We start from the raw sequence: 19439 nt of genomic DNA on the forward strand, positions 1-19439 counted from the left end.
AAAGGACGGCCATAAAGCCGTCCTTTTTCAATTCAAAAATCGGGCTGGTATTAGTCCAGCTGGCGTTCAACCTCTTCACGCTCAAAGATCTCGATGACATCGCCTGCGCGAATATCTTCGTAGTTCTCAAACGCCATACCGCATTCCTGACCCGACTGGACCTCTGGAACTTCGTCTTTGAAGCGTTTCAGGGTCTTCAGGGTGCCTTCGTGGATCACGACGTTGTCACGCAGCAGGCGCACACCGGCCGAACGGCGTGCAACGCCTTCGGTAACCAGACAGCCCGCAACTTTACCAACATTGGATACTTTGAAGACATCTTTGATCTGAGCGTAACCGATAAAGGTTTCGCGGATCTCGGCGCTAAGCAGGCCAGAAGCCGCAGCTTTCACATCGTCCACAAGGTCGTAGATGACGGAATAGTACCGAATTTCCACGCCTTTTTGGTTTGCCGCGTTACGGGCCGGTGCGTTTGCACGCACGTTAAAGCCCATGATCGGCGCGCCGGATGCTTCGGCCAAGCCAACGTCGGTTTCGGTGATGGCACCAACACCCGCATGAAGAACACGAACGCGCACTTCATCGTTGCCGATTTTTTCCATCGCCTGAACGATTGCTTCAGCAGAACCCTGAACGTCAGCCTTAACAAGGATCGGCATTTCTTGCAGATTCTCGTCTTCTTTGGCTTTCGCCATCAGCTGTTCAAGTGTCGTTGCAGCACCAGCGGCAGCGCGTTTTTCTTTCGCCGCGCTTTCACGGTATTCCGCAATCTCACGTGCCTGAGCTTCGGTTTCAACCACGTTCAGAACGTCACCAGCTTCGGGTGTACCGTTAAGGCCAAGAACCTCTACCGGAACAGAAGGGCCAGCTTCGTTAACGCGTTCGCCCTGATCATTGATCAGCGCACGAACTTTACCCCACTGCTCGCCCACGACGAAGATGTCGCCTTGGCGCAATGTACCGTTTTGAACCAGAACTGTGGCTACAGGACCGCGACCAACATCAAGCTGGGCTTCGATCACAGCACCGGATGCAGCCCGGTCTGGGTTCGCCTTAAGTTCAAGGATTTCAGCCTGAAGCGCGATGGCTTCCAGCAGTTCATCCAGACCTTGACCGGTGATTGCAGAAACTTCAACGTCCTGAACCTCACCCGACATCTGTTCAACGATCACTTCGTGCTGAAGCAGATCAGTCCGCACTTTGTTGGCGTCGGCAGATGGTTTGTCACATTTGTTAATCGCGACAATCATCGGCACACCGGCGGCCTTGGCGTGTGCAATCGCCTCTACCGTCTGAGGCATCACAGCGTCATCCGCCGCAACAACCAGAACAACGATATCGGTCACTTGCGCACCGCGCGAACGCATCGATGTAAACGCAGCGTGGCCCGGCGTATCAAGGAAGCTAAGAACAGCGCCGCTGTCCGTTGTTACCTGATAAGCACCGATGTGCTGCGTGATGCCGCCAGCTTCGCCAGCAACAACTTTCGCGTTGCGGATCGCATCCAGAAGCGAAGTCTTACCGTGGTCAACGTGGCCCATGATCGTGATGATCGGAGGACGTGGAACCAGATCTTCGTCTTTGTCTTCGACCGAGTGAATCACGTCTTCGACGTCAGCGTCAGAAACGCGAACGATCTTGTGACCAAACTCTTCGACGATCACTTCGGCAGTATCAGCATCAATCGGCTGGTTCTGCGTGACCATCATGCCCATGTTCATAAGCGCTTTTACGACGTCGGAAACGCGCTCTGCCATACGGTTGGCAAGCTCTTGCACAACGATGGTTTCAGGCACCTGAACGTCACGAACAACCTTTTCACGGTTTTCCGCACCACCCATCGCCTTTTGGCGCATACGCTCTTGCTTACGCTTCATCGCTGCAAGCGAACGCTGGCGACCACCTTCGCCACCAGTCAAAGCCTGGTTCAGCGTCAGTTTGCCAGAGCGGCGGTTATCGTCACCGCGGCCTTTGTTATTCCGGTTCGGGCGATCGTCGCGCGTGTCACGCTCTCGATCTGTCTTGCGAGGCGCAGGTTTTGCACCACCACCACGCGGAGCTTCCGGCTCTGCTGCGGCACCGGGTTTGGCCGACGCGGGCGAAGACTTCGGCGCAGCAGGAGCAGCAGCGGCGCGTTTCTTCGCCTCTTCAGCCTCTTTACGCTTCTGTTCTTCTTCTTCAGCCTTACGACGCGCGGCTTCTTCCTGCTCGCGCTGTTCGCGTTCTTTGGCTTCCAGCTCGTCACGGCGACGCTGACGATCAGCGACACGGCGCTTTTCGTCTTCTTCGCGGCGCTTGGCCTCTTCCGCTTCGTTTGCCTTAGCAACCTGAAGTGCCTTCAGGCGCCGTTCCATTTCCACGTCGGAAATACCCGCAGGACGCTTGGAGGGGTCACCCAAGTGGGCGCCGCCGCCTGATCCCTTACCGGTACCGGGCTTGGGAACGACAACACGCTTGCGCTTGGTCTCAACCACAACGTTTTTAGTGCGCCCATGGCTGAAGCTTTGCTTCACCTGACCAGCCCGTGGCCCGCCACGCAAACCGAGTGTTTTTTTGCCGTCATCGCTCATATGGTCTTCGTACCCTTTCCAGAGGCTACGCCCCCGTCCACTTTGCGGACGCCCGAAAGCTTGGCTGCATCCTCTACTACACGTTTAGTGAGTCCGCCAGCCGCAAGCGCGCCATGTATCACATGTTCCCGTCCGAAAGCCAAACCCAATTCTGAAGCCTTCAGACAGCCTATAAATGTATCCGTATCCGACGGCAGACGAAGCTTTGATTTGCCCCGTTCTGACCCGTCACTGGCTTGGATCAGCACGCGTGCCTCACCCGTTGTCAGCCAGCTTTTTACCTTCTCATATCCAGCCACCGCACGACCGCCTTTTCGCGCAAGCGAAATGCCGTCGATGACCCGCCGTGCCAGCCCTGCTTCGATCTTTTCGACAAGATCGTCAGGAACTTGCACCGCTTGTTTTGCACCGCGCGCGAACAACCGCTTTTTCACGGCCTGTTCCAACGCAGCACGATCTGCACTTACCCAAATTCCCCTACCGGGCAATTTGCCAAGCAGGTCGGGCACAATTTCATCGCCCGGCCCAACGACGAAGCGGATCATCCCACCCTTGGGTTGAACCTCTCCGGTCGCTAAACAACGGCGTTCTGGCGCTTCGCGCATTTTTTCTTGGCCCCCGCGACCCAAAACGCCCTCCTGAAGCCCGATATCAGGCTTCGGCTTCTTCTTCGTCATCTACGATTTCGTCAGTTTCGGCATCGTCTTCGGAAACCAGCTCTGCCGGGTCAACCCAGCCAAGTTGAATACGTGCCGTCATGACCATGTTCTGCGCTTCTTCAAGCGAAACATCAAATTTCTCTAGAACGCCGTCGTCCTTGACGCGCTGACCGTCGACGGTTGTCCAACCGCCTGCCAGCTCCCAGTCGGCACAGGTTGCGAAGTCTTCCAGCGTTTTCACGCCATCTTCGGCCAATGCTTGGATCATTTGGGGTGTCAGACCGTCAAATTCAACCAGGCTATCTTCGACGCCCAGCTCACGCGCTTGTTCCAGCGCCTTTTTGTTGGCCGCTTCCAAGAAGTCGCGCGCACGTGCCTGAAGCTCTTCGGCGGTGCTTTCGTCGACACCGTCGATAACCAACAGCTCGTCACGTTCAACGTAAGCCACCTCTTCAAGCGAGGTGAAGCCTTCGGAGACCAACAGCTGCGCAAAGAATTCGTCCAGATCCAGCGCTTCCATGAAGACGCCAGTGCGTTCCGCAAATTCTGCCTGACGGCGCGCGGATTCTTCGGCTTCGGTCATGATGTCGATGTCCAGACCAGTCAGCTGGCTGGCAAGACGCACGTTCTGACCGCGGCGACCGATGGCCAGCGAAAGCTGTTCGTCCGGAACCACAACTTCGATGCGTTCGGCTTCTTCATCCAGAACTACCTTGGATACTTCAGCAGGCTGAAGCGCGTTCACAAGGAAGGTTGGCTGATCTTCATTCCAAGGAATGATGTCGATCTTTTCGCCCTGAAGTTCGTTCACGACAGCCTGAACACGGCTACCACGCATACCAACACAGGCACCCACAGGGTCGATCGAACCATCATAGGAAATCACGGCAATCTTGGCACGCGAACCTGGGTCACGGGCAACGGCCTTAATTTCGATGATGCCATCATAGATTTCCGGCACTTCCATCTTGAACAGCTCAGCCATGAACTGAGGGTCGGTGCGCGAAAGGAAAATCTGAGGGCCGCGCGCCTCGCGGCGCACGTCTTTGATGTAGCAACGGATACGGTCGTTCGGGCGATAGCTTTCGCGGCCGATCTTTTCGTTGCGGCGCAGGATACCTTCGCCACGACCGATATCGACGATAACGTTGCCGTATTCTTCGCGCTTAACCACACCGTTGATGATGGTGCCGGCGCGGTCTTTGAATTCTTCATACTGGCGGTCACGCTCTGCTTCGCGAACCTTCTGCAGGATAACCTGCTTGGCGGATTGCGCTGCGATACGGCCCATTTCAACTGGCGGAACTTCGTCGCGTATCTCATCGCCAACGGACGGATCGGCCATGTACTGCTTGGCCTGCTCTACGGTCAGTTCAGCCTGATAGTTTTCAAGCTCTTCATCTTCAACAACCGTGCGCACACGGGTGAAGGTCGCCTTGCCGGTCTTGCGATCGATATCCACGCGGATATCCATTTCCGAGCCATAGCGGGACTTGGCCGCACGGGCCAGCGACTCTTCCATCGCCTGAACCACCAGATCGGGGTCGATCATCTTTTCGCGGGCCACGGCCTCGGCGGTTTGCAACAGCTCCAGCTGGTTTGCAGAGGTAATCGCCATTGTCACTCCTCCTCGGAAGCGTCTGAGTCATCGCCCGGCACGGGCGCTTCTGTTTCAATCTCGTCGAACTGGTCTTCATCCACGATACCGGCCGCCTTACGTTGGCGCAGCATTTCGCGGATCAGTTCGTCTGTTAGCACCAGCTTCGCATCGCTTAGCCAGTCAAATTTCAAACCGATAATGCCTTCGTCGATCTCAATCAGCACTTCGTCATCTTCGGTCCCGCGCAATTCGCCCTTAAAGCGGCGGCGGCCGTCAATCAGTTCGGTCGTTTCAAGCTTAACCTCGTAACCTTCCCAGGTATCGAAATCCTTCAACCGCGTTAGCGGGCGGTCGATCCCGGGCGAGGAAACCTCAAGCGTATAATTATCGTCAATCGGGTCTTCGACATCCATCACGGCGGACACCGCAGTGGAAATTTCGGCGCAATCATCAACCTCAATCCCGCCTTCGGGGCGTTCGGCCATGATCTGCAAGACATGCGTTTTGCCGCCCATCAAACGAATGCGCACAAGTTCAAACCCCATACCCTCAATCACGGGCTGGAGGATTTCTGCAAGGCGCCGGTCAATTGCGGCTTTGGCGATAAGATCGTTCATGCGTGATCCAGAAACAAAAAAACGGGCGCGCGGCCCGTTCACACTGTCCGGTGGAGGCTTGGAGGTGGAGACCAAACCGCCGCTGTTGAGGGGGATATACGCTTGTTATGCTGAGTCTGCAAGGGGCAGCCGAAATTAGGCACTTTGCGCGACATTGTTCCGCCAAATCCACAGGTTCAGCGCCGTCGCAATCGTGACCCAAAGCAGATAGGGCAAAATCAAAAGCGCGGCGATCAGGTCAACCGACACAAACGCCAGAAGCGTCAGCGCGATTGCCAGCCACAGGCACATGATCACCACCAACCCGGCCTTAATCCGATGCGCGCCAAAGAAAACCGGCGTCCACAACGTGTTCAACGCGATCTGAAGCGTCCAAAACGCCAAGGCCTGACCACTGTCCGACTCCATGGCGACCCGCGCGGCGGCATAGGCGCTGGCGATATACAGGATCGTCCAAACCACGGGAAACATCCAACGGCGCGGTGTCCAGCTTGGCTTGTTCAACGCGTCATACCAAGCACCCGGCTTAAAAATCACGCCCGTCGCCGCCGCAGCAGCAGATGCCGCAAGAAATGTCAGGAAAAGGGCAAGCATCGTTGTTCACCTTCACTTAGCGTACGGATGTACCGGGTTGCGTTAGAACCCCAGACCGGTCGCCTGTCGCACCACAGCGTTTGTCGTGCGCACCAATTCAGCGCTGATTCCGGGTTCAGACAACGCGTGCCCGGCCAACGGCACCATCTTAATTTCAGCACGTCCCCACCGTTCGGCCAGCTTCCATGCAGACGACGGCGGGCAGATCATATCGTACCGCCCCTGCACAATCGTAGCCGGGATATGCGAAATCAGCGACACGTCGTCCAAAATCTGCCCGTCCCTCTCAAGGAAGCCAGCATTCTGGAAATAGTGGTTTTCAAGCCGGGCAAACGCGCGGGCATAATCAGCGGGCGCAACACCAGCCGGGCCATCATGTTCAATCGACGCAAGTGCATTTTCCCAAGCCGCCCAAGCCCGCGCATACCGCGTTTCCAGCATCATATCGCCAGAAAACAGCCGTTTGTGATAGGCCCCGATCATATCGTGCTGCTCATCCGCCGGGATAAGGTCCGCAAAGCGCGACCAAAGGTCGGGCCAAAACTGCCCCGCGCCGCCGCCATAGAACCAATCAAGTTCGGCCTTCGTCATCAGGAACACGCCGCGCAACACCAGATACGCCGCGCGTTCCGGGTGCGCCTGCGCATAGATCAGCGCAAGTGTTGCACCCCAGCTGCCGCCGAACACGACCCAGCGTTCAATGCCCAAGGTTTCGCGAATCTTCTCAATATCGGCCACAAGGTGCCAGGTGGTGTTGTCTGACACGCTGGCATGGGGGCGCGAACGGCCGCATCCGCGCTGATCGAACAGAATGATGCGGTATTGCGCCGGATCGAAATAGCGCCGCATCGCCGGGCTGCACCCACCACCGGGGCCACCATGAAGCACCACAACGGGTATCCCATTGGGGTTTCCACACTGTTCTACATACACGCTGTGCCCGTCGCCCACGGCCAACATTCGCTGATCGAATGGGTCAATCGGCGGAAAAAGAAAATGCACTGCGCGTTTTTGGCCTGCGGCTTTGTCCATATTCGACCTATATAACGCAAAAACGTGCCCTAACAGGGCCTCAGACAAAAAGACCGGATCGGAGAGCCACATGCAAGCCGTCGAAACCACCGTTGATGCCGCAGAAGTCGCTAAATTTGAGGCTATGGCCGCCGAGTGGTGGGATCCCAACGGAAAATTCAAGCCGCTGCACATGCTGAACCCCTGCCGGTTGGACTATATCACGTCGCAAATCGCCGCGGAATTTGACCGTGACTTGACTGGCCCTCTGCCGTTCACCGGGCTGCGCCTGTTGGACATCGGCTGTGGTGGTGGGCTGTTGGCCGAACCCATGGCGCGCCTTGGCGCAACCGTTGTTGGCGCGGATGCCGCCGCTGGAAACATCCCTGTCGCGCAGGTTCACGCGGAACAGTCCGGTCTGACCATCGATTACCGCCACACCACCGCCGAGGCATTGGCAGAGGCAGGCGAACAGTTCGACATCGTGCTGAACATGGAGGTGGTCGAACACGTCGCCGACCCGTTGGCCTATCTGACCGCGTGCCAGCAATTGCTGAAACCGGGTGGTTTGATGATCTGCTCCACCATCAACCGGAACCCCAAAAGCTTTATGATGGCAATCGTAGGGGCCGAATGGGTTATGCGCTGGCTGCCCAAGGGCACGCATGAATGGCACAAGTTCATCACCCCAGATGAATTGTTCGCGCTGATCGGCAATGCCGGGCTGGACCCGGTTGATCGCAAGGGTTTCGTGTTTAACCCCGTCGCGTGGACGTGGTCCCTGTCTGACCGGGATCTAAGCGTGAACTATGTCACCGCATCGGTAAAGGCGTCGGCCTAAACCTCTTCGCCCAGCCGCTGACGCAGGGCGCGTAGGACCGGCAAGGCTGCCTTCACCTCTTCGGCGCCGATGTCATTCACGACGTCGGCGATAAGGGGGGAGATTGCATTAATCGCCACATCCCGTGCGCGCAAACCGGCGGGGCTGATCGAAACCAGCTTGCGCCGGGCATCATCCCAATCAGGGCGAATGTGAATGTGGCCGGCCCATTCCAGTTTGCCCAACGTGTTGGTCATCGCGCCGCGCGTCACGTGAAAGGCTTGGGCAAGTTGGGCAGGCGTGCGTTCTTCGCCGGTTCGGGCCAGATGGTTCAGCACGGAAAACTGGCTCAGCTCCATCCCTTTGGGCAGAACTTTTGTCAGCCGGTTGCGGGCCAACTGATCGGCCATGAACAATTCGCTGAACAGCGACACGGCTAGGGATTCGGACGGATCGCTCACTCAGGGGCCTTCATAATTCCGGTCATGTGTCATCGATGGCACGCGTTGACGAGAGTTTTCCACTTCTGACAGGTCAAGATCAACGTAAACCACGCCGGGTGCGTCATCAGCGACAGTCAGAACCTCGCCCCATGGCGAGATTGCCATGCTGTGCCCGTAAGATTGGCGCGGCTTGCCGGTTTGTGTGTTGTGGCGCCCGGTCTGAGCGGGGGCGAGCACGTAACACCCGGTTTCAATCGCACGGGCGCGCAACAAAACCTCCCAATGGGCGGCGCCGGTAACGGGGTGAAACGCGGCCGGAACAGCCAAAACCTGCGCCCCGGCATGGGCAAGATCGCGGTAAAGATATGGAAAGCGGATGTCGTAACAGATGCTCATCCCGATCTTGGCGAAAGGGGTGCCCGCCACCACCGCCGCCGAACCAGGGCGATACCCATCGGATTCCCGGAAACTGTCATTCGCGCCGATTTCGACATCAAACATGTGGATCTTGTCATACCGCGCCGCGATCTGCCCATCCGGGCCAATCAGGAACGAACGGTTTGCAAACCGCCCATCCGCATCGCCCGTCTTTAACCCAAGTGATCCGATCAGCAGCCAAACGCCCAGCGCGGCAGCCTCTTCCCGAAGACCGGCCAGTGTCGGGTCGGCATCCTCGTGGCACAGAACTTCGTTCTGGCGGGCACGGCTGGAGGAAACGCAGTTTGTGACCTCTGGCGTCAGGATGAACCCGGCCCCGTTTTCGGCAGCTTCGCGCATCATGCCCCGCACCACGCCAAGGTTTTCACCCGGATCGTCACTGGAACACAGTTGCAACAAAGCCGCGCGCATCACTTAGCCTTCCAACAACGGGTCAAACTTACCCGCGCGTTCCATCGCATAAAGGTCATCACAGCCACCCACATGCGTATCGCCGACGAAAATCTGCGGCACGGTGTAACGGCCATTGGCGCGTTCCATCATTTGCTGGCGCTTGTCAGCGTCGCCCGACACGTCAATTTCGGTATAGGCAACTTCTTTATTGTCCAACAGGCGCTTGGCCATCTGGCAAAAGCCACAGGTCGGCGTGGTGTAAATTTCGACTGGTTTCATAATGGGCCCTAAATTGTTGGGCGCACTATAGGGGATCACATGTCCTTCGCAACGCGCGCCAGAACCAAGACCGAAACGTCACGCGCGCCAGCGGCCCGGCATGCCTCGGCCCCTGCGGCAAGGGTCGCGCCGGATGTCATGACGTCATCCACCAACAGAACGTGCCGACCCGCGCATATTTCGCGGCGTTTCGGGTGGGCCTGCAACGCGCCAGCAATATTGGCAAAACGCGCATCCACCCCCATCCCTTCCTGAATCTGCGTGCGCTTTTTACGCAACAAAAGGTCAGGGCAATACTCAAGCCCGGCATCCTTTGCGACGGCCGCTGCCAGCAAAGCCGCTTGATTATACCGCCGCCGCAAAAGCCGTGTTCGGTGCAAGGGAACCGGCGCAACCATCATATCTGGCCGTAATATCGGCTGAACCGCGCGGGACAACCACGTGGCCATGGGGCGGGCCAGTTCCGTTCGGTCGCCGTGCTTAAGGGAAAGGATCAGGCGACGCGCGTTATCTTGGTACAAAACCGCCGCCCGCCCCCGCGTCCATGGGCGGGCCATGGTCATGCAGTCGTCGCATTGCACATCTTCGTCTTCACCCGGCAACGGCACGCCGCAAGTGTCACAAACCAAGCCGGAAATGAAATGCGTATCGCGCCAACACGAACCGCACAGGGCAAATTCGCTTTCCACCAGCACACCGCATGAAATGCACTGCGGCGGAAAGATCAGGCGAAGCGCGCTTTGCATCCCGGTTTTTCCCTTCTACATATCCCCCAAGCAAGGAGAGCCCATGCCCGAGCAAGCCCCACCCCTGACCGACCGCGCCGCATTAGACCGGTTTCGCGACCGCGCCCTGTTCATGGCCGAACCCGCCATGTTCCTGCAGGAAGACGCGGCTGATGAGGTTAAAGAGAGACTGACAGAGGTTAACAGAACCTTTACGGCACCGGCCGTGGTCTCTCCTTTTCCGCAGGTGTGGCATGCTGCGTTCCCCGATGCAGTGCATGTGCCAGATGCCGACATTCTTGCACTGGAAGAAGGCGCGCATGATCTGGTGATCCATGGCATGTCCTTGCATTGGGCCAATGACCCCGTTGGGCAACTGGTACAGTGTCGCCGGGCTTTGAAGCCCGACGGGTTGTTCATCGGCGTTCTGTTCGGCGGCCAAACCCTGCAAGAGCTTCGCGCGGCCATGTCAGAGGCCGAGGTTAAAACCACCGGCGGCCTATCCCCGCGCGTCATTCCCATGGCCGAAATCCGTGACCTTGGCGCGTTGCTGCAACGCGCGGGCTTTTCCCTGCCCGTCGCCGATAGCGCCGCGCGCAGCGTTACCTATTCATCGCCGTTTCACCTGATGGCCGACCTGCGCGCCATGGGCGAGGTCAACGCTCTTGACCAACGCCGCCGCACCGCCCCGCCCCGTCGGCTTTTCGCGGAAATGGCGCAGATTTACGCCGAAGCCTATGCAACGCCCGATGGGCGCATTCCCGCAACGTTCGAAACGATATTCCTGACCGGCTGGGCACCGGATCAAAGCCAGCAAAAACCGCTGCGGCCCGGCTCTGCCACGGCCCGCCTAGCCGATGCTTTGAACGTGGACGAAACGCCGCTACCTGACCCTGCGCGCCCGCGCCGCGATTGACGCATCGCGAAAACCGTTTATTTCACCTTGGAACGTCTCTAAATCAGCCCGCAACGCCGGAGATCAGATGCAGGATCCACAAAAGGCAGCCGACCTGCCCTATACACAACTGCCGACCGCAAAATGCCCCGCACATGCGCCAGCAGATCACCCCAAAATTCCGCCTGCAAAGGTTGGCATTCTGGTCGCCAACCTCGGAACGCCGGACGGCACCGACTATTGGTCGATGCGGCGCTATCTGAACGAATTTCTATCTGATCAGCGCGTGATCGATTACCCGAAATGGAAATGGCAGCCGCTTTTGCAGCTGATCATCCTGACGAAACGCCCGTTTTCATCAGGAAAAGCGTATAAATCGATCTGGAACGAAGAGAAAAACGAAAGCCCGCTGATGACGATCACGCGGGATCAGACCGCCAAGATCAAGGCCGAGATGGCCAAAGTCTATGGCGACAACGTCGAAGTTGATTTCTGCATGCGTTACGGCAACCCATCGACCAAGTCGAAGGTGCGCGAGATGATCAACAAGGGCTGTCAAAAGATCCTGTTTTTCCCGCTGTACCCTCATTATGCGGGCGCAACTTCGGCAACAGCGAATGACGAATTCTTTCGCGCGTTGATGGATGAAAAGTGGCAGCCGCCCGCACGGACGGTTCCGGCCTATTTCGAACATCCGATGTATATCGAAGCGCTGGCAGCCTCGGTCGAACGTGCCTATGCCGCCGCGGAAAAGAAGCCCGAACTGTTGGTCGTGTCTTATCACGGGATGCCCGAACGCTACCTTACGGACGGTGATCCGTACCACTGCCAATGCCAGAAAACGACGCGCCTGTTGAAAGAGCGTTTGGGCTGGGCCGACACCGACATCACCACGACGTTCCAATCCGTCTTCGGCCCCGAAGAATGGTTGAAACCCTACACGGTGAAAGAGGTCGCGCGTCTGGCCGAGGAAGAGGGCAAGAAAAACATCGCCGTCATCGCACCGGCGTTTTCAGCCGACTGCATCGAAACGCTGGAAGAGATTAACGAAGAAATCCGCGAAAGCTTTGAAGAAGCGGGCGGCGAGGATTTCACCTATATCCCATGCCTGAACGATGACGATGCGCATATCGCGGCACTTGGTCAGATTATTCAGGATAATCTTAAAGGGTGGTTGGACGTCACCTGACCCTTGCGCAAAAGAAAAGAGGCGGTGGATTGCTCCACCGCCTCTCATTTCGAATCTGTGTGCCTATTAGGACGAAGCAGCAGCAGCTACCAGTACCAGGAACAGCAGAGGAACGAGTACGCCGCCGTTCGAAGAAGAAGTTTCTTCTACGACGATTTCTGGTTCCATCATTGGCTCGGACATGTTGCCAGCATAAGCTGTAGAAGCGGCAACGGACAGAGCAGCAGCGAGAGCAAGTTTCTTCATGTTATCCTCCAGAATCAACGTGCCAGCGTGCATGATATTGCTGACACGCACTCAAGACTGTAGTGTGCGTTACCGTCTAATCAGTAAGATTCAGATATTGCAACCAACGTTTTAGCCGACAGAAAAAAGACGGCGGCTTGTCGTCAAATCAGCAACACTTGCGTGCCGACAGTGGCATAGCTGAACAGCTCGGAAATATGTTCGTTGAACAGACCGATGCAGCCATTCGAAGACCGACGACCGATTTTGCGCGTATCGTGGGTTCCGTGAATACGATAATACGTCCAGCTAAGATAAAGCGCGTGTGTGCCCAGCGGGTTATCGGGACCGGGGCCGACATAATCGGGCCATTCTGGGTTACGCTCTTTCATCGACGGGGTTGGGCGCCATTCTGGCCCTTCCACTTTGCGCACAATCGACGTGCGGCCGCGGCGGGTCAAATCTTCGGTCATTGGAACGCTTGTTGGATAAAGCTTGTACGTACTTTCATCCTCGGACCAATAGTGAAGCGCGCGTGACGTGGTATCCACAAGGATCGCCCCGCCTTTCAGGTCACCAAAATAAGGGCGCCATCCCAACGAACGGAAACTAGAGATATTCCGGCGGATCGCAGAATCCGCGCCGCCCAAGTCTGGCTCTATCTCAATGCTGTTTTGGTTTTGCGCGAAAGCTGGCGCTGCCAACCCTGTAAGCATCGCGGCACTGCCTGAAAGAAACGATCTTCGGCTTGTAATAATGTCTTGGCGGCGTTTCATCTGAAGCTCCATCCACAAAAGGAAGTTTGAAAAGATAATATGGCGCTAATGCCTCAGTCGCAATTCAAACACTTGTAACCAAGGCGAATGCCCGCCGAAGCGTTTGAACCATGCAACGCTTGGCTGTACAGAGATATGGAAATATCATGGGTGACCCTGAATGATCCGGTTTTTTGCTCTTGTTTTGGTTGCGGCTTTTTCGCTTGCAGCATGTACCACCACGACGCCCACCCTTGGGCCCGATGGCAAGCCTTTGCCGCGCGTTTACCGGATTTCGGACCGCGACGCTGCTGAAATTCAGTTCCGAGTGCTGGATTCGGTCAACTCTTTGCGACAAGCCGCTGGAAGTGCCCCGCTGCAATTGAACGCTCAGTTGAACGCGGCTGCGGCAACGCATTCCCGCGATATGGCCGTTCAAAACCGCCCTTGGCACTTCGGCTCTGACGGGTCTTCACCGCTGGATCGTGCGCGTCGAGCAGGGTATCCTGGCCTACTTCTGGGCGAAGACATCTCTGAGACATACGAGACAGAGCTGGAAACGCTCGCCGCATGGATGGAAGTTGCTGACACGCGCTCTGTGATTCTTGATCCTAAAGCGCGTGATCTGGGTTTTGCATATTACCAAGAGCCGAATGGCAAAATTTGGTGGACCCTTGTAACCGGCGGCTAACCCAGCCGGTTACGGGAAGATATCGATCGCCGTACCGACCCGCACCATCGAATAGACATCTTCGATTTCGCCGTCTTTCAGCGAAATGCATCCGGCTGTCCAATCCGGGCCCTTGCCGCGGTGCTTTCGCGCACGACCGTGGATAAAGATGTCACCGCCCGGGCTTTTTCCCATCGCCTGCGCGCGCGCGACATCAGCCTGGTTCGGGTAAGAGATACCCAAGGACAAATGGAAATTGCTGTTGGGATTGCGCCGATCAATGAAATAGCGGCCTTCGGGTGTTTTACCGTCGCCCTCAACCTGTTTGTGCCCGTTGGGCGCAAAGCCAAGTGCAATCGGATATCCCTTCAGGACTTTCTGGTGGTGAAGCAGATACATTTTGCGATGACTTTTCATCACTACGATCCGCGTCACTTCTGGCCCGTCATAAGACCGAATACTGGGGGACGAACACCCCGTAAGCGCCAGCGCTGCGCCACTTAGGAAAAACCCGCGCCGTTTAATCATCACGTTACTGCCTTGCCCGTTTTGCCGTTTTTTATTGGCGGCATATTACCCGAAACAAACAAGTTTCGCATCATTAAACAGATGTCACTGCTTGTGAAAAAACGCGGCAAGTTCCACGTGGGTGGACCAACGGAACTGATCGACCACCTGAACCCATTCCAACGTATACCCTGATTCCGTCAGCAAACGCGCATCGCGGGCAAAGGTCACCGGGTTACAGGACACCGCCGCAATGACGGGAACGTCGGATCTGGCAAGTTCCACGATCTGTGCTTCGCCACCTGCGCGGGGCGGATCGATCACGACCGCGTCGTATCGCTTAAGCTCGTCTGGCAACAACGGGCGGCGGAACAGGTCGCGCGCTTCTGTCGTTACCGTTTTCAGCCCCGTCGCACGGCGCCAACCCTGATCAAGCGCGGTCAGCATTGATGCCTCACCCTCGACGGCGTGCACCTCTGCCTGCTCGGCGATGGGCAGGGCGAAGGTTCCGCACCCGGCAAACAGATCGGCAACCTTTTTGGCTTTTCCCAACGTCGCAAGGACTGCATCGGTCAGCGCTGTCTGTCCTTCCACCGTTGCCTGCAAGAACGCACCCGGCGGCGGCGTAACATCGGCCCGGCCAAAGCGTTGCTGTGGCGCGGATTGTTCAAGCACAAGTTCGCCATTCCACGATAGCCGCGCAAAGCCGTTCTTTTGTGAAATCGTGCCCAACTCTGCCAAAAGCGCACGTTCCAAGGGTTTGGCATTCCCCACGGCGACATCCACGCCGACGCTGGACTGGGTGATGTTAAAGCTGACTTCGCCCTTGCGGGAGGCGGCCAGCGGCACAAGCTCTTCCAACGCCGGGATGCACGCCATCAGATCAGGATGAAGCAAGGTGCAGTTCGGCACGGCAATGACTGTGTCAGAGGCGCGCGCATGGAAGCCAACCAGCGCACCCTTCTTAGTGCGCCGACCCGACAGAACCGCGCGACGGCGCGACTGCGGGGGCGATGTAATGATCGGCCGCATCTGCGCCTCTAGGCCCTGCGCGTGAAGGGCGGCACGCACAACGTCCACCTTCCACTTGGCCACGAATTCATCGGACGCGTGTTGCAGACCACAGCCACCGCAGCTTTTGAAATGGCTGCAAGGCGGGCGCACCCGATCAGCCGAAGGCGTGACAATGCGCGGCTGCGCAATGCGGTCACCGACAAGTTCGCCCTCTACCTCTTCACCGGGAAGGGTAAGGGGCACAAAGACCGGCCCATCGGCAACGCCGTCGCCCAAGTGGCCCAACCGCCTGATCGTTACTGTCATTCGGCTGCTTCCTCTGCCCCGATAAACCCGCCGGACTGCCGTTCCCAATATCGGGCGTAAAGGCCGCCGTGGGCCAACAGTTCGGAATGCGTGCCTTGCTCGACGATGCGCCCGTCGTCAAGCACCACGATGCGGTCCATCTGCGAAATCGTTGAAAGCCGATGCGCAATTGCCAACACCGTTTTGCCAACCATCACGCGGGTCAATGCCTCTTGAATAGAGGCTTCCACCTCGGAATCGAGCGCCGAAGTCGCCTCGTCCAGCACCAGAATTGGCGCGTTTTTCAGGAACGCACGCGCCAAGGCGATGCGTTGCCGCTGACCACCGGACAGCTTCACGCCCCGCTCGCCCAAGAACGCGTCATAGCCGGTGTTTCCCTTGAAATCCTCCAGCCCCAAGATGAAATCATGTGCTTCTGCCTGCTTTGCAGCGCGGATGACCTCTTCCTCGGTCGCATCTGGGGCGCCGTACAGGATGTTGTCGCGCGCGGTCCGGTTAAACATCGCGGTTTCCTGTGTCACCATCGCGATCTGGCGGCGCAGGCTTTCCTGCGTCACATTGCGGATATCGGTTCCATCAATCAAGATTGCACCGTTTTCGGTGTCATAGAGCCGCAATAGGCACGAAACCAACGTCGATTTACCCGCGCCGGACGCACCTACGATGCCCAGCTTTTCGCCGGGGTTGATTGTCAGATTGATCCCCTCAACCCCGCCCGCTTGCCGGCCATAGGCGAAAGAAACATCGTCAAAGGTGATCTGCCCCTTGGGGCGCGCCATATCAACCGCACCGGACGCATCCGTAAGCGCGTGCGGCGGGGTCAGGGTTTTCATTCCATTCTCAATCTCGCCGATATGGGAATACATCCCCATCAGCGAAAAGCTGACCCAGCCCGTCATCTGCGAAATGCGCAGCGTCACCGTACCCGTTGCCGCGATCTGGCCGGTCGATGCTTCGCCGATCGTCCACAGGTAAAGAGTGGTTCCAACAACCGTCAGCGGCAAAATCCCCGCCAAAACGATCAGCAAAAACCGGAACGTGGACGAGATATAGCCAAATTCCAACGCGCGTTTGCGGAACGATTTCATCGCGCCAATGGCAGCCTGATCCTCAAACTCGGAATGGGCGAACAGCTTGACCGTTCGCATGTTCGAAATCGTATCGACAACCTGCCCCGAAACTTCGGCCCGTGCGCCTGCCCGCGCCGCCGAACGCTTGCGGATGCGGGGCATGAAGAACGTGATGAACCGTAGATATACCGCGATCCAGATGAACAAGATCAACGCGATCCGCCAATCAATGGCAGACAAAAACACCGCCGCCGACACAACCGAGGCAAGCGCGAAAATCAGCGTGTTGATACCATCCACGGTGATATCGGTGATCGCCCGCGAAACCTGCATCTGTTTTTGCGCGATGCGGCCTGCGAAATCGTTGTCAAAAAACGTCACCGCCTGTCCCATCGTCCAGCGGTGCAGGCGCGACAGGATAAGCGGGTTCAAATTTGGCCCAATCGCAATGGATTGAAGCGATGACATGCCCCCAGCGATGGCCGGGCGAATAATGACCAGAAATACCCCGCAACCGATAAACAGCCAAAAGTGCGTGGAAAACAGACCTTCTGGGCCGTTCTCTAGGGCGGTATCGATGACATGGCCCAACAGGAACGCCGACAAAATCTCCATCAAACCGTTCAGGATAGAAACGCCAGCCGCAAAGATCAGCAGCGGGTATGCCCCACGCAGCGCCCACAGGATGAACCGCATCAACGTCTGCGGCGGCGGGCCATCAGCACGGGCAAACGGTTCGATCAAGTCGGCAAGGCGGGTCAAACCTACGCGTTGAATCGCATCATTGAATGTCATTCTGCCGCTTCCTCTGTTCCAAGAAATCCGCCTGATTGTCGTTCCCAGAAACGGGAATAAAGCCCGCCGCTTGCCAACAATTCCTGGTGGTTTCCTTCTTCAACGATGCGCCCGTCGTCCAGCACAACGATCCTGTCCATATGCGCAATCGTCGAAAGACGATGCGCAATGGCGATCACGGTCTTGCCTTCCATCACCCCGTAAAGGGTATCCAGAATGGCAGCTTCGACTTCGGAATCTAGCGCGCTTGTCGCTTCGTCCAACACCAAAATTGGCGCGTCTTTCAAAATGACCCGCGCAAGCGCGACCCTCTGGCGTTGCCCGCCGGAAAGTTTCACGCCCCGCTCGCCGACATGCGCATCATATCCGCGCCGTCCTTTGGGATCTTCCAGATCAAGGATGAAATCATGCGCCTCGGCCCGCTTGGCTGCGGCGACCATCTGATCTTCGCTTGCGTCGGGGCGGCCGTAAAGGATGTTGTCCCGCACCGAGCGATGCAAAAGCGAGCTGTCTTGGCTGACCATCCCGATATTCTTTCGCAGGCTATCCTGCGTGACATCGGTGATGTTCTGCCCGTCGATCAACACCGCGCCCTTCTCGGCATCGTAAAACCGCAAAAGCAGCTTCACGAGGGTGGATTTCCCGGCACCCGAACGCCCGATCAGCCCCACTTTTTCGCCGGGCTTCAGTGTTAAATTGACACCCTCCAGCCCGCCACTTTCACGTCCATAGTGGTGTGTTAGAGCCTTAAATTCGACCATACCTTTCGTCACCGACAGCGGTGCCGCGCCGGGGCTATCGACCAGTTTCACCGGCTGCGCGATCGTTTCCATCCCTTCGGACACAACCCCCAGATTGCGGAAGAAAGAGGTCAGCGCCCACATGATCCAGCCGGTCATCGCGTTCAGCCGCAGGGTCAGGGCCGTCGCCGCTGCCACAACGCCCACGCTGGCCAATCCCTGCATCCACAAGGCAACCGCCCAACCCACCACGCCAACGATCAGCCAACCGTTAATGGCCGTCAGCGCAACGTCCATCGTGGTGAAGATGCGCATTTCCTTGAAAAAGGTCTGGCGGGTGTTTTCGATGCTTTCTTTGGCGTAGTTCAGTTCCTGATCATGATGCGCGAACATCTTGACCGAATGGATATTGGTATAGCTGTCCACAACGCGCCCGGTGACTTCGCTGCGGGCATCCGAAGATGCTTTGGACGCGGGCCCGACCCGCTTCATCGTCCAGCGCACCAAAAGGCCGTAAAGCGTGACCCAAATCAGCATCGGCACGGCAAGCCGTATGTCGGCACCCCCCAACAGAACAATCGCCCCCACCAGATAGGCCAGCGCAAAGGTGATCGCGTCAAAGACCTGAAAGATCACCTCGCCCGCAGCGGGCGGGGTCTGCATGATGCGGTTGGCGATACGCCCGGCAAAGTCATCCTCGAACCAACCAACGGATTGGCGCAGGACATGCCCGTGGGAACGCCAACGGATCAGCGTCCCGAAATTCGGCAAGATGGAATTATTAAGCAGCGCCACGTTCAGCCCGTGCATCACCGGACGGACCAGCAGGATGAACAGCGCCACAAGCACCAGTTCCAGACCATGCGCGCGCCACATGTCGGCGGGGTTATCTTCCGACAACAGGTTCACCAATCGACCCATGTAGGAAATCAGCCAAATCTCCATCGCGGCGACGATGACAGACACCAACGCGGTATAGACAAACACGCGCTTAAAGGGTTGCGCGTATTCTTTCAGAAACGGCCAAAGCCGTTGGGGCGGATGATCGCTTTCCTTATACGGTGTATAAGGATCAACGAGGCGTTCGAAGAAACCTAACACGAGACAATGCTTTCAGCGGGTGC

Annotated in this window: 20 protein-coding genes; 4 read left to right on the forward strand and 16 right to left on the reverse strand. The window is 57.4% G+C overall.

Translation table 11 applies throughout. From position 1 onward, the window contains the following. Positions 1-50: 50 nt before the first annotated feature. The 6 genes from infB to pip form a co-directional block, all read right to left on the reverse strand. Positions 51-2570 (reverse strand): translation initiation factor IF-2, encoded by a 2520-nt coding sequence (gene infB, locus COL8621_RS16235; RefSeq protein ID WP_093968316.1) that lies wholly within the window; start codon positions 2568-2570, stop codon positions 51-53. Then, entirely contained in the window at positions 2567-3199 is a 633-nt protein-coding gene (locus COL8621_RS16240; RefSeq protein ID WP_370804697.1) for an RNA-binding protein, read from the reverse strand. Before COL8621_RS16240 ends, infB begins: the two co-directional genes overlap by 4 nt. A gap of 22 nt (positions 3200-3221) precedes the next feature. Then, the gene (gene nusA / locus COL8621_RS16245) at positions 3222-4847 is read right to left on the reverse strand and encodes a transcription termination factor NusA (protein ID WP_093968317.1); all 1626 of its coding nucleotides are present in this window, start codon (positions 4845-4847) and stop codon (positions 3222-3224) included. A gap of 2 nt (positions 4848-4849) precedes the next feature. Continuing rightward, positions 4850-5446, reverse strand: a complete 597-nt coding sequence (rimP, locus tag COL8621_RS16250) for a ribosome maturation factor RimP (RefSeq protein WP_093968649.1) — start codon at positions 5444-5446, stop codon at positions 4850-4852. Positions 5447-5581: 135 nt separating this feature from the next. After that, entirely contained in the window at positions 5582-6040 is a 459-nt protein-coding gene (gene tspO, locus COL8621_RS16255) for a tryptophan-rich sensory protein TspO (protein ID WP_093968318.1), read from the reverse strand. A gap of 42 nt (positions 6041-6082) precedes the next feature. Beyond that, positions 6083-7072, reverse strand: a complete 990-nt coding sequence (pip, locus tag COL8621_RS16260) for a prolyl aminopeptidase (RefSeq protein WP_093968319.1) — start codon at positions 7070-7072, stop codon at positions 6083-6085. Positions 7073-7142: 70 nt separating this feature from the next. Between pip and ubiG the strand changes: the two genes are divergently transcribed. Continuing rightward, a complete protein-coding gene (gene ubiG / locus COL8621_RS16265; RefSeq protein ID WP_093968320.1) occupies positions 7143-7892 on the forward strand; it encodes a bifunctional 2-polyprenyl-6-hydroxyphenol methylase/3-demethylubiquinol 3-O-methyltransferase UbiG in 750 nt (249 codons plus the stop codon). Here the strand turns inward: ubiG and COL8621_RS16270 are convergent. From COL8621_RS16270 to COL8621_RS16285, 4 genes are read right to left on the reverse strand one after another with little or no spacing between them, the layout of a single operon-like run. Continuing rightward, on the reverse strand, positions 7889-8332 hold the full coding sequence (locus tag COL8621_RS16270; RefSeq protein ID WP_093968321.1) for a MarR family winged helix-turn-helix transcriptional regulator: 444 nt from the start codon (positions 8330-8332) through the stop codon (positions 7889-7891). The genes ubiG and COL8621_RS16270 overlap by 4 nt on opposite strands. Beyond that, positions 8333-9163 (reverse strand): carbon-nitrogen hydrolase family protein, encoded by an 831-nt coding sequence (locus COL8621_RS16275; protein WP_093968322.1) that lies wholly within the window; start codon positions 9161-9163, stop codon positions 8333-8335. 3 nt (positions 9164-9166) lie between these two features. Further along, positions 9167-9424 carry a glutaredoxin 3 gene (gene grxC, locus COL8621_RS16280; RefSeq protein ID WP_093968323.1) on the reverse strand — a complete coding sequence of 86 codons (258 nt, stop codon included), beginning with the start codon at positions 9422-9424 and terminating at the stop codon, positions 9167-9169. Between the two features lie 35 nt (positions 9425-9459). Beyond that, entirely contained in the window at positions 9460-10170 is a 711-nt protein-coding gene (locus tag COL8621_RS16285) for a ComF family protein (protein WP_093968324.1), read from the reverse strand. Between the two features lie 43 nt (positions 10171-10213). Between COL8621_RS16285 and COL8621_RS16290 the strand changes: the two genes are divergently transcribed. Further along, a complete protein-coding gene (locus COL8621_RS16290) occupies positions 10214-11065 on the forward strand; it encodes a methyltransferase domain-containing protein (RefSeq protein ID WP_093968325.1) in 852 nt (283 codons plus the stop codon). A gap of 67 nt (positions 11066-11132) precedes the next feature. Continuing rightward, complete coding sequence (gene hemH / locus COL8621_RS16295) at positions 11133-12233, forward strand: ferrochelatase (RefSeq protein WP_093968326.1); 1101 nt, start codon at positions 11133-11135, stop codon at positions 12231-12233. A gap of 66 nt (positions 12234-12299) precedes the next feature. On the opposite strand, the gene COL8621_RS16300 is transcribed toward hemH, so the two are convergent. Together COL8621_RS16300 and COL8621_RS16305 are read right to left on the reverse strand one after the other, a co-directional pair. Next, on the reverse strand, positions 12300-12479 hold the full coding sequence (locus COL8621_RS16300) for a hypothetical protein (RefSeq protein WP_093968650.1): 180 nt from the start codon (positions 12477-12479) through the stop codon (positions 12300-12302). Positions 12480-12622: 143 nt separating this feature from the next. Continuing rightward, complete coding sequence (locus COL8621_RS16305; RefSeq protein WP_093968651.1) at positions 12623-13234, reverse strand: L,D-transpeptidase; 612 nt, start codon at positions 13232-13234, stop codon at positions 12623-12625. A gap of 160 nt (positions 13235-13394) precedes the next feature. Here COL8621_RS16305 and dalA point away from each other — a divergent pair, with 160 nt between their 5' ends. Continuing rightward, positions 13395-13904, forward strand: coding sequence for a divisome-associated lipoprotein DalA (gene dalA / locus COL8621_RS16310; RefSeq protein WP_093968327.1), 510 nt, complete (start codon positions 13395-13397; stop codon positions 13902-13904). A 9-nt stretch (positions 13905-13913) separates the two neighbouring features. On the opposite strand, the gene COL8621_RS16315 is transcribed toward dalA, so the two are convergent. The 4 genes from COL8621_RS16315 to COL8621_RS16330 form a co-directional block, all read right to left on the reverse strand. Further along, positions 13914-14411: a L,D-transpeptidase family protein gene (locus COL8621_RS16315; RefSeq protein ID WP_176438516.1), complete on the reverse strand. Its 498-nt coding sequence runs from the start codon at positions 14409-14411 to the stop codon at positions 13914-13916. Positions 14412-14495: 84 nt separating this feature from the next. Further along, positions 14496-15710: a class I SAM-dependent RNA methyltransferase gene (locus COL8621_RS16320; protein ID WP_093968328.1), complete on the reverse strand. Its 1215-nt coding sequence runs from the start codon at positions 15708-15710 to the stop codon at positions 14496-14498. Then, complete coding sequence (locus COL8621_RS16325; RefSeq protein WP_093968329.1) at positions 15707-17575, reverse strand: ABC transporter ATP-binding protein; 1869 nt, start codon at positions 17573-17575, stop codon at positions 15707-15709. Before COL8621_RS16325 ends, COL8621_RS16320 begins: the two co-directional genes overlap by 4 nt. Continuing rightward, positions 17572-19416 carry an ABC transporter ATP-binding protein gene (locus COL8621_RS16330; protein WP_093968330.1) on the reverse strand — a complete coding sequence of 615 codons (1845 nt, stop codon included), beginning with the start codon at positions 19414-19416 and terminating at the stop codon, positions 17572-17574. The genes COL8621_RS16325 and COL8621_RS16330 overlap by 4 nt, the downstream gene beginning before the upstream one ends. Positions 19417-19439 lie beyond the last annotated feature (23 nt).

Source organism: Actibacterium lipolyticum, assembly GCF_900184935.1.
GTDB lineage: Bacteria > Pseudomonadota > Alphaproteobacteria > Rhodobacterales > Rhodobacteraceae > Actibacterium_A > Actibacterium_A lipolyticum.

Coding starts and splice junctions, on each gene's coding strand:
- pip (WP_093968319.1), bottom strand. CDS start 7,072: ATGGACAAAGCCGCAGGCCAAAAACGCGCAGTGCATTTTCTTTTTCCG.
- hemH (WP_093968326.1), top strand. CDS start 11,133: ATGCAGGATCCACAAAAGGCAGCCGACCTGCCCTATACACAACTGCCG.
- COL8621_RS16275 (WP_093968322.1), bottom strand. CDS start 9,163: ATGCGCGCGGCTTTGTTGCAACTGTGTTCCAGTGACGATCCGGGTGAA.
- infB (WP_093968316.1), bottom strand. CDS start 2,570: ATGAGCGATGACGGCAAAAAAACACTCGGTTTGCGTGGCGGGCCACGG.
- grxC (WP_093968323.1), bottom strand. CDS start 9,424: ATGAAACCAGTCGAAATTTACACCACGCCGACCTGTGGCTTTTGCCAG.
- COL8621_RS16325 (WP_093968329.1), bottom strand. CDS start 17,575: ATGACATTCAATGATGCGATTCAACGCGTAGGTTTGACCCGCCTTGCC.
- COL8621_RS16300 (WP_093968650.1), bottom strand. CDS start 12,479: ATGAAGAAACTTGCTCTCGCTGCTGCTCTGTCCGTTGCCGCTTCTACA.
- dalA (WP_093968327.1), top strand. CDS start 13,395: ATGATCCGGTTTTTTGCTCTTGTTTTGGTTGCGGCTTTTTCGCTTGCA.
- tspO (WP_093968318.1), bottom strand. CDS start 6,040: ATGCTTGCCCTTTTCCTGACATTTCTTGCGGCATCTGCTGCTGCGGCG.
- COL8621_RS16315 (WP_176438516.1), bottom strand. CDS start 14,411: ATGATTAAACGGCGCGGGTTTTTCCTAAGTGGCGCAGCGCTGGCGCTT.
- nusA (WP_093968317.1), bottom strand. CDS start 4,847: ATGGCGATTACCTCTGCAAACCAGCTGGAGCTGTTGCAAACCGCCGAG.
- COL8621_RS16305 (WP_093968651.1), bottom strand. CDS start 13,234: ATGAAACGCCGCCAAGACATTATTACAAGCCGAAGATCGTTTCTTTCA.
- rimP (WP_093968649.1), bottom strand. CDS start 5,446: ATGAACGATCTTATCGCCAAAGCCGCAATTGACCGGCGCCTTGCAGAA.
- ubiG (WP_093968320.1), top strand. CDS start 7,143: ATGCAAGCCGTCGAAACCACCGTTGATGCCGCAGAAGTCGCTAAATTT.
- COL8621_RS16290 (WP_093968325.1), top strand. CDS start 10,214: ATGCCCGAGCAAGCCCCACCCCTGACCGACCGCGCCGCATTAGACCGG.
- COL8621_RS16285 (WP_093968324.1), bottom strand. CDS start 10,170: ATGCAAAGCGCGCTTCGCCTGATCTTTCCGCCGCAGTGCATTTCATGC.
- COL8621_RS16320 (WP_093968328.1), bottom strand. CDS start 15,710: ATGACAGTAACGATCAGGCGGTTGGGCCACTTGGGCGACGGCGTTGCC.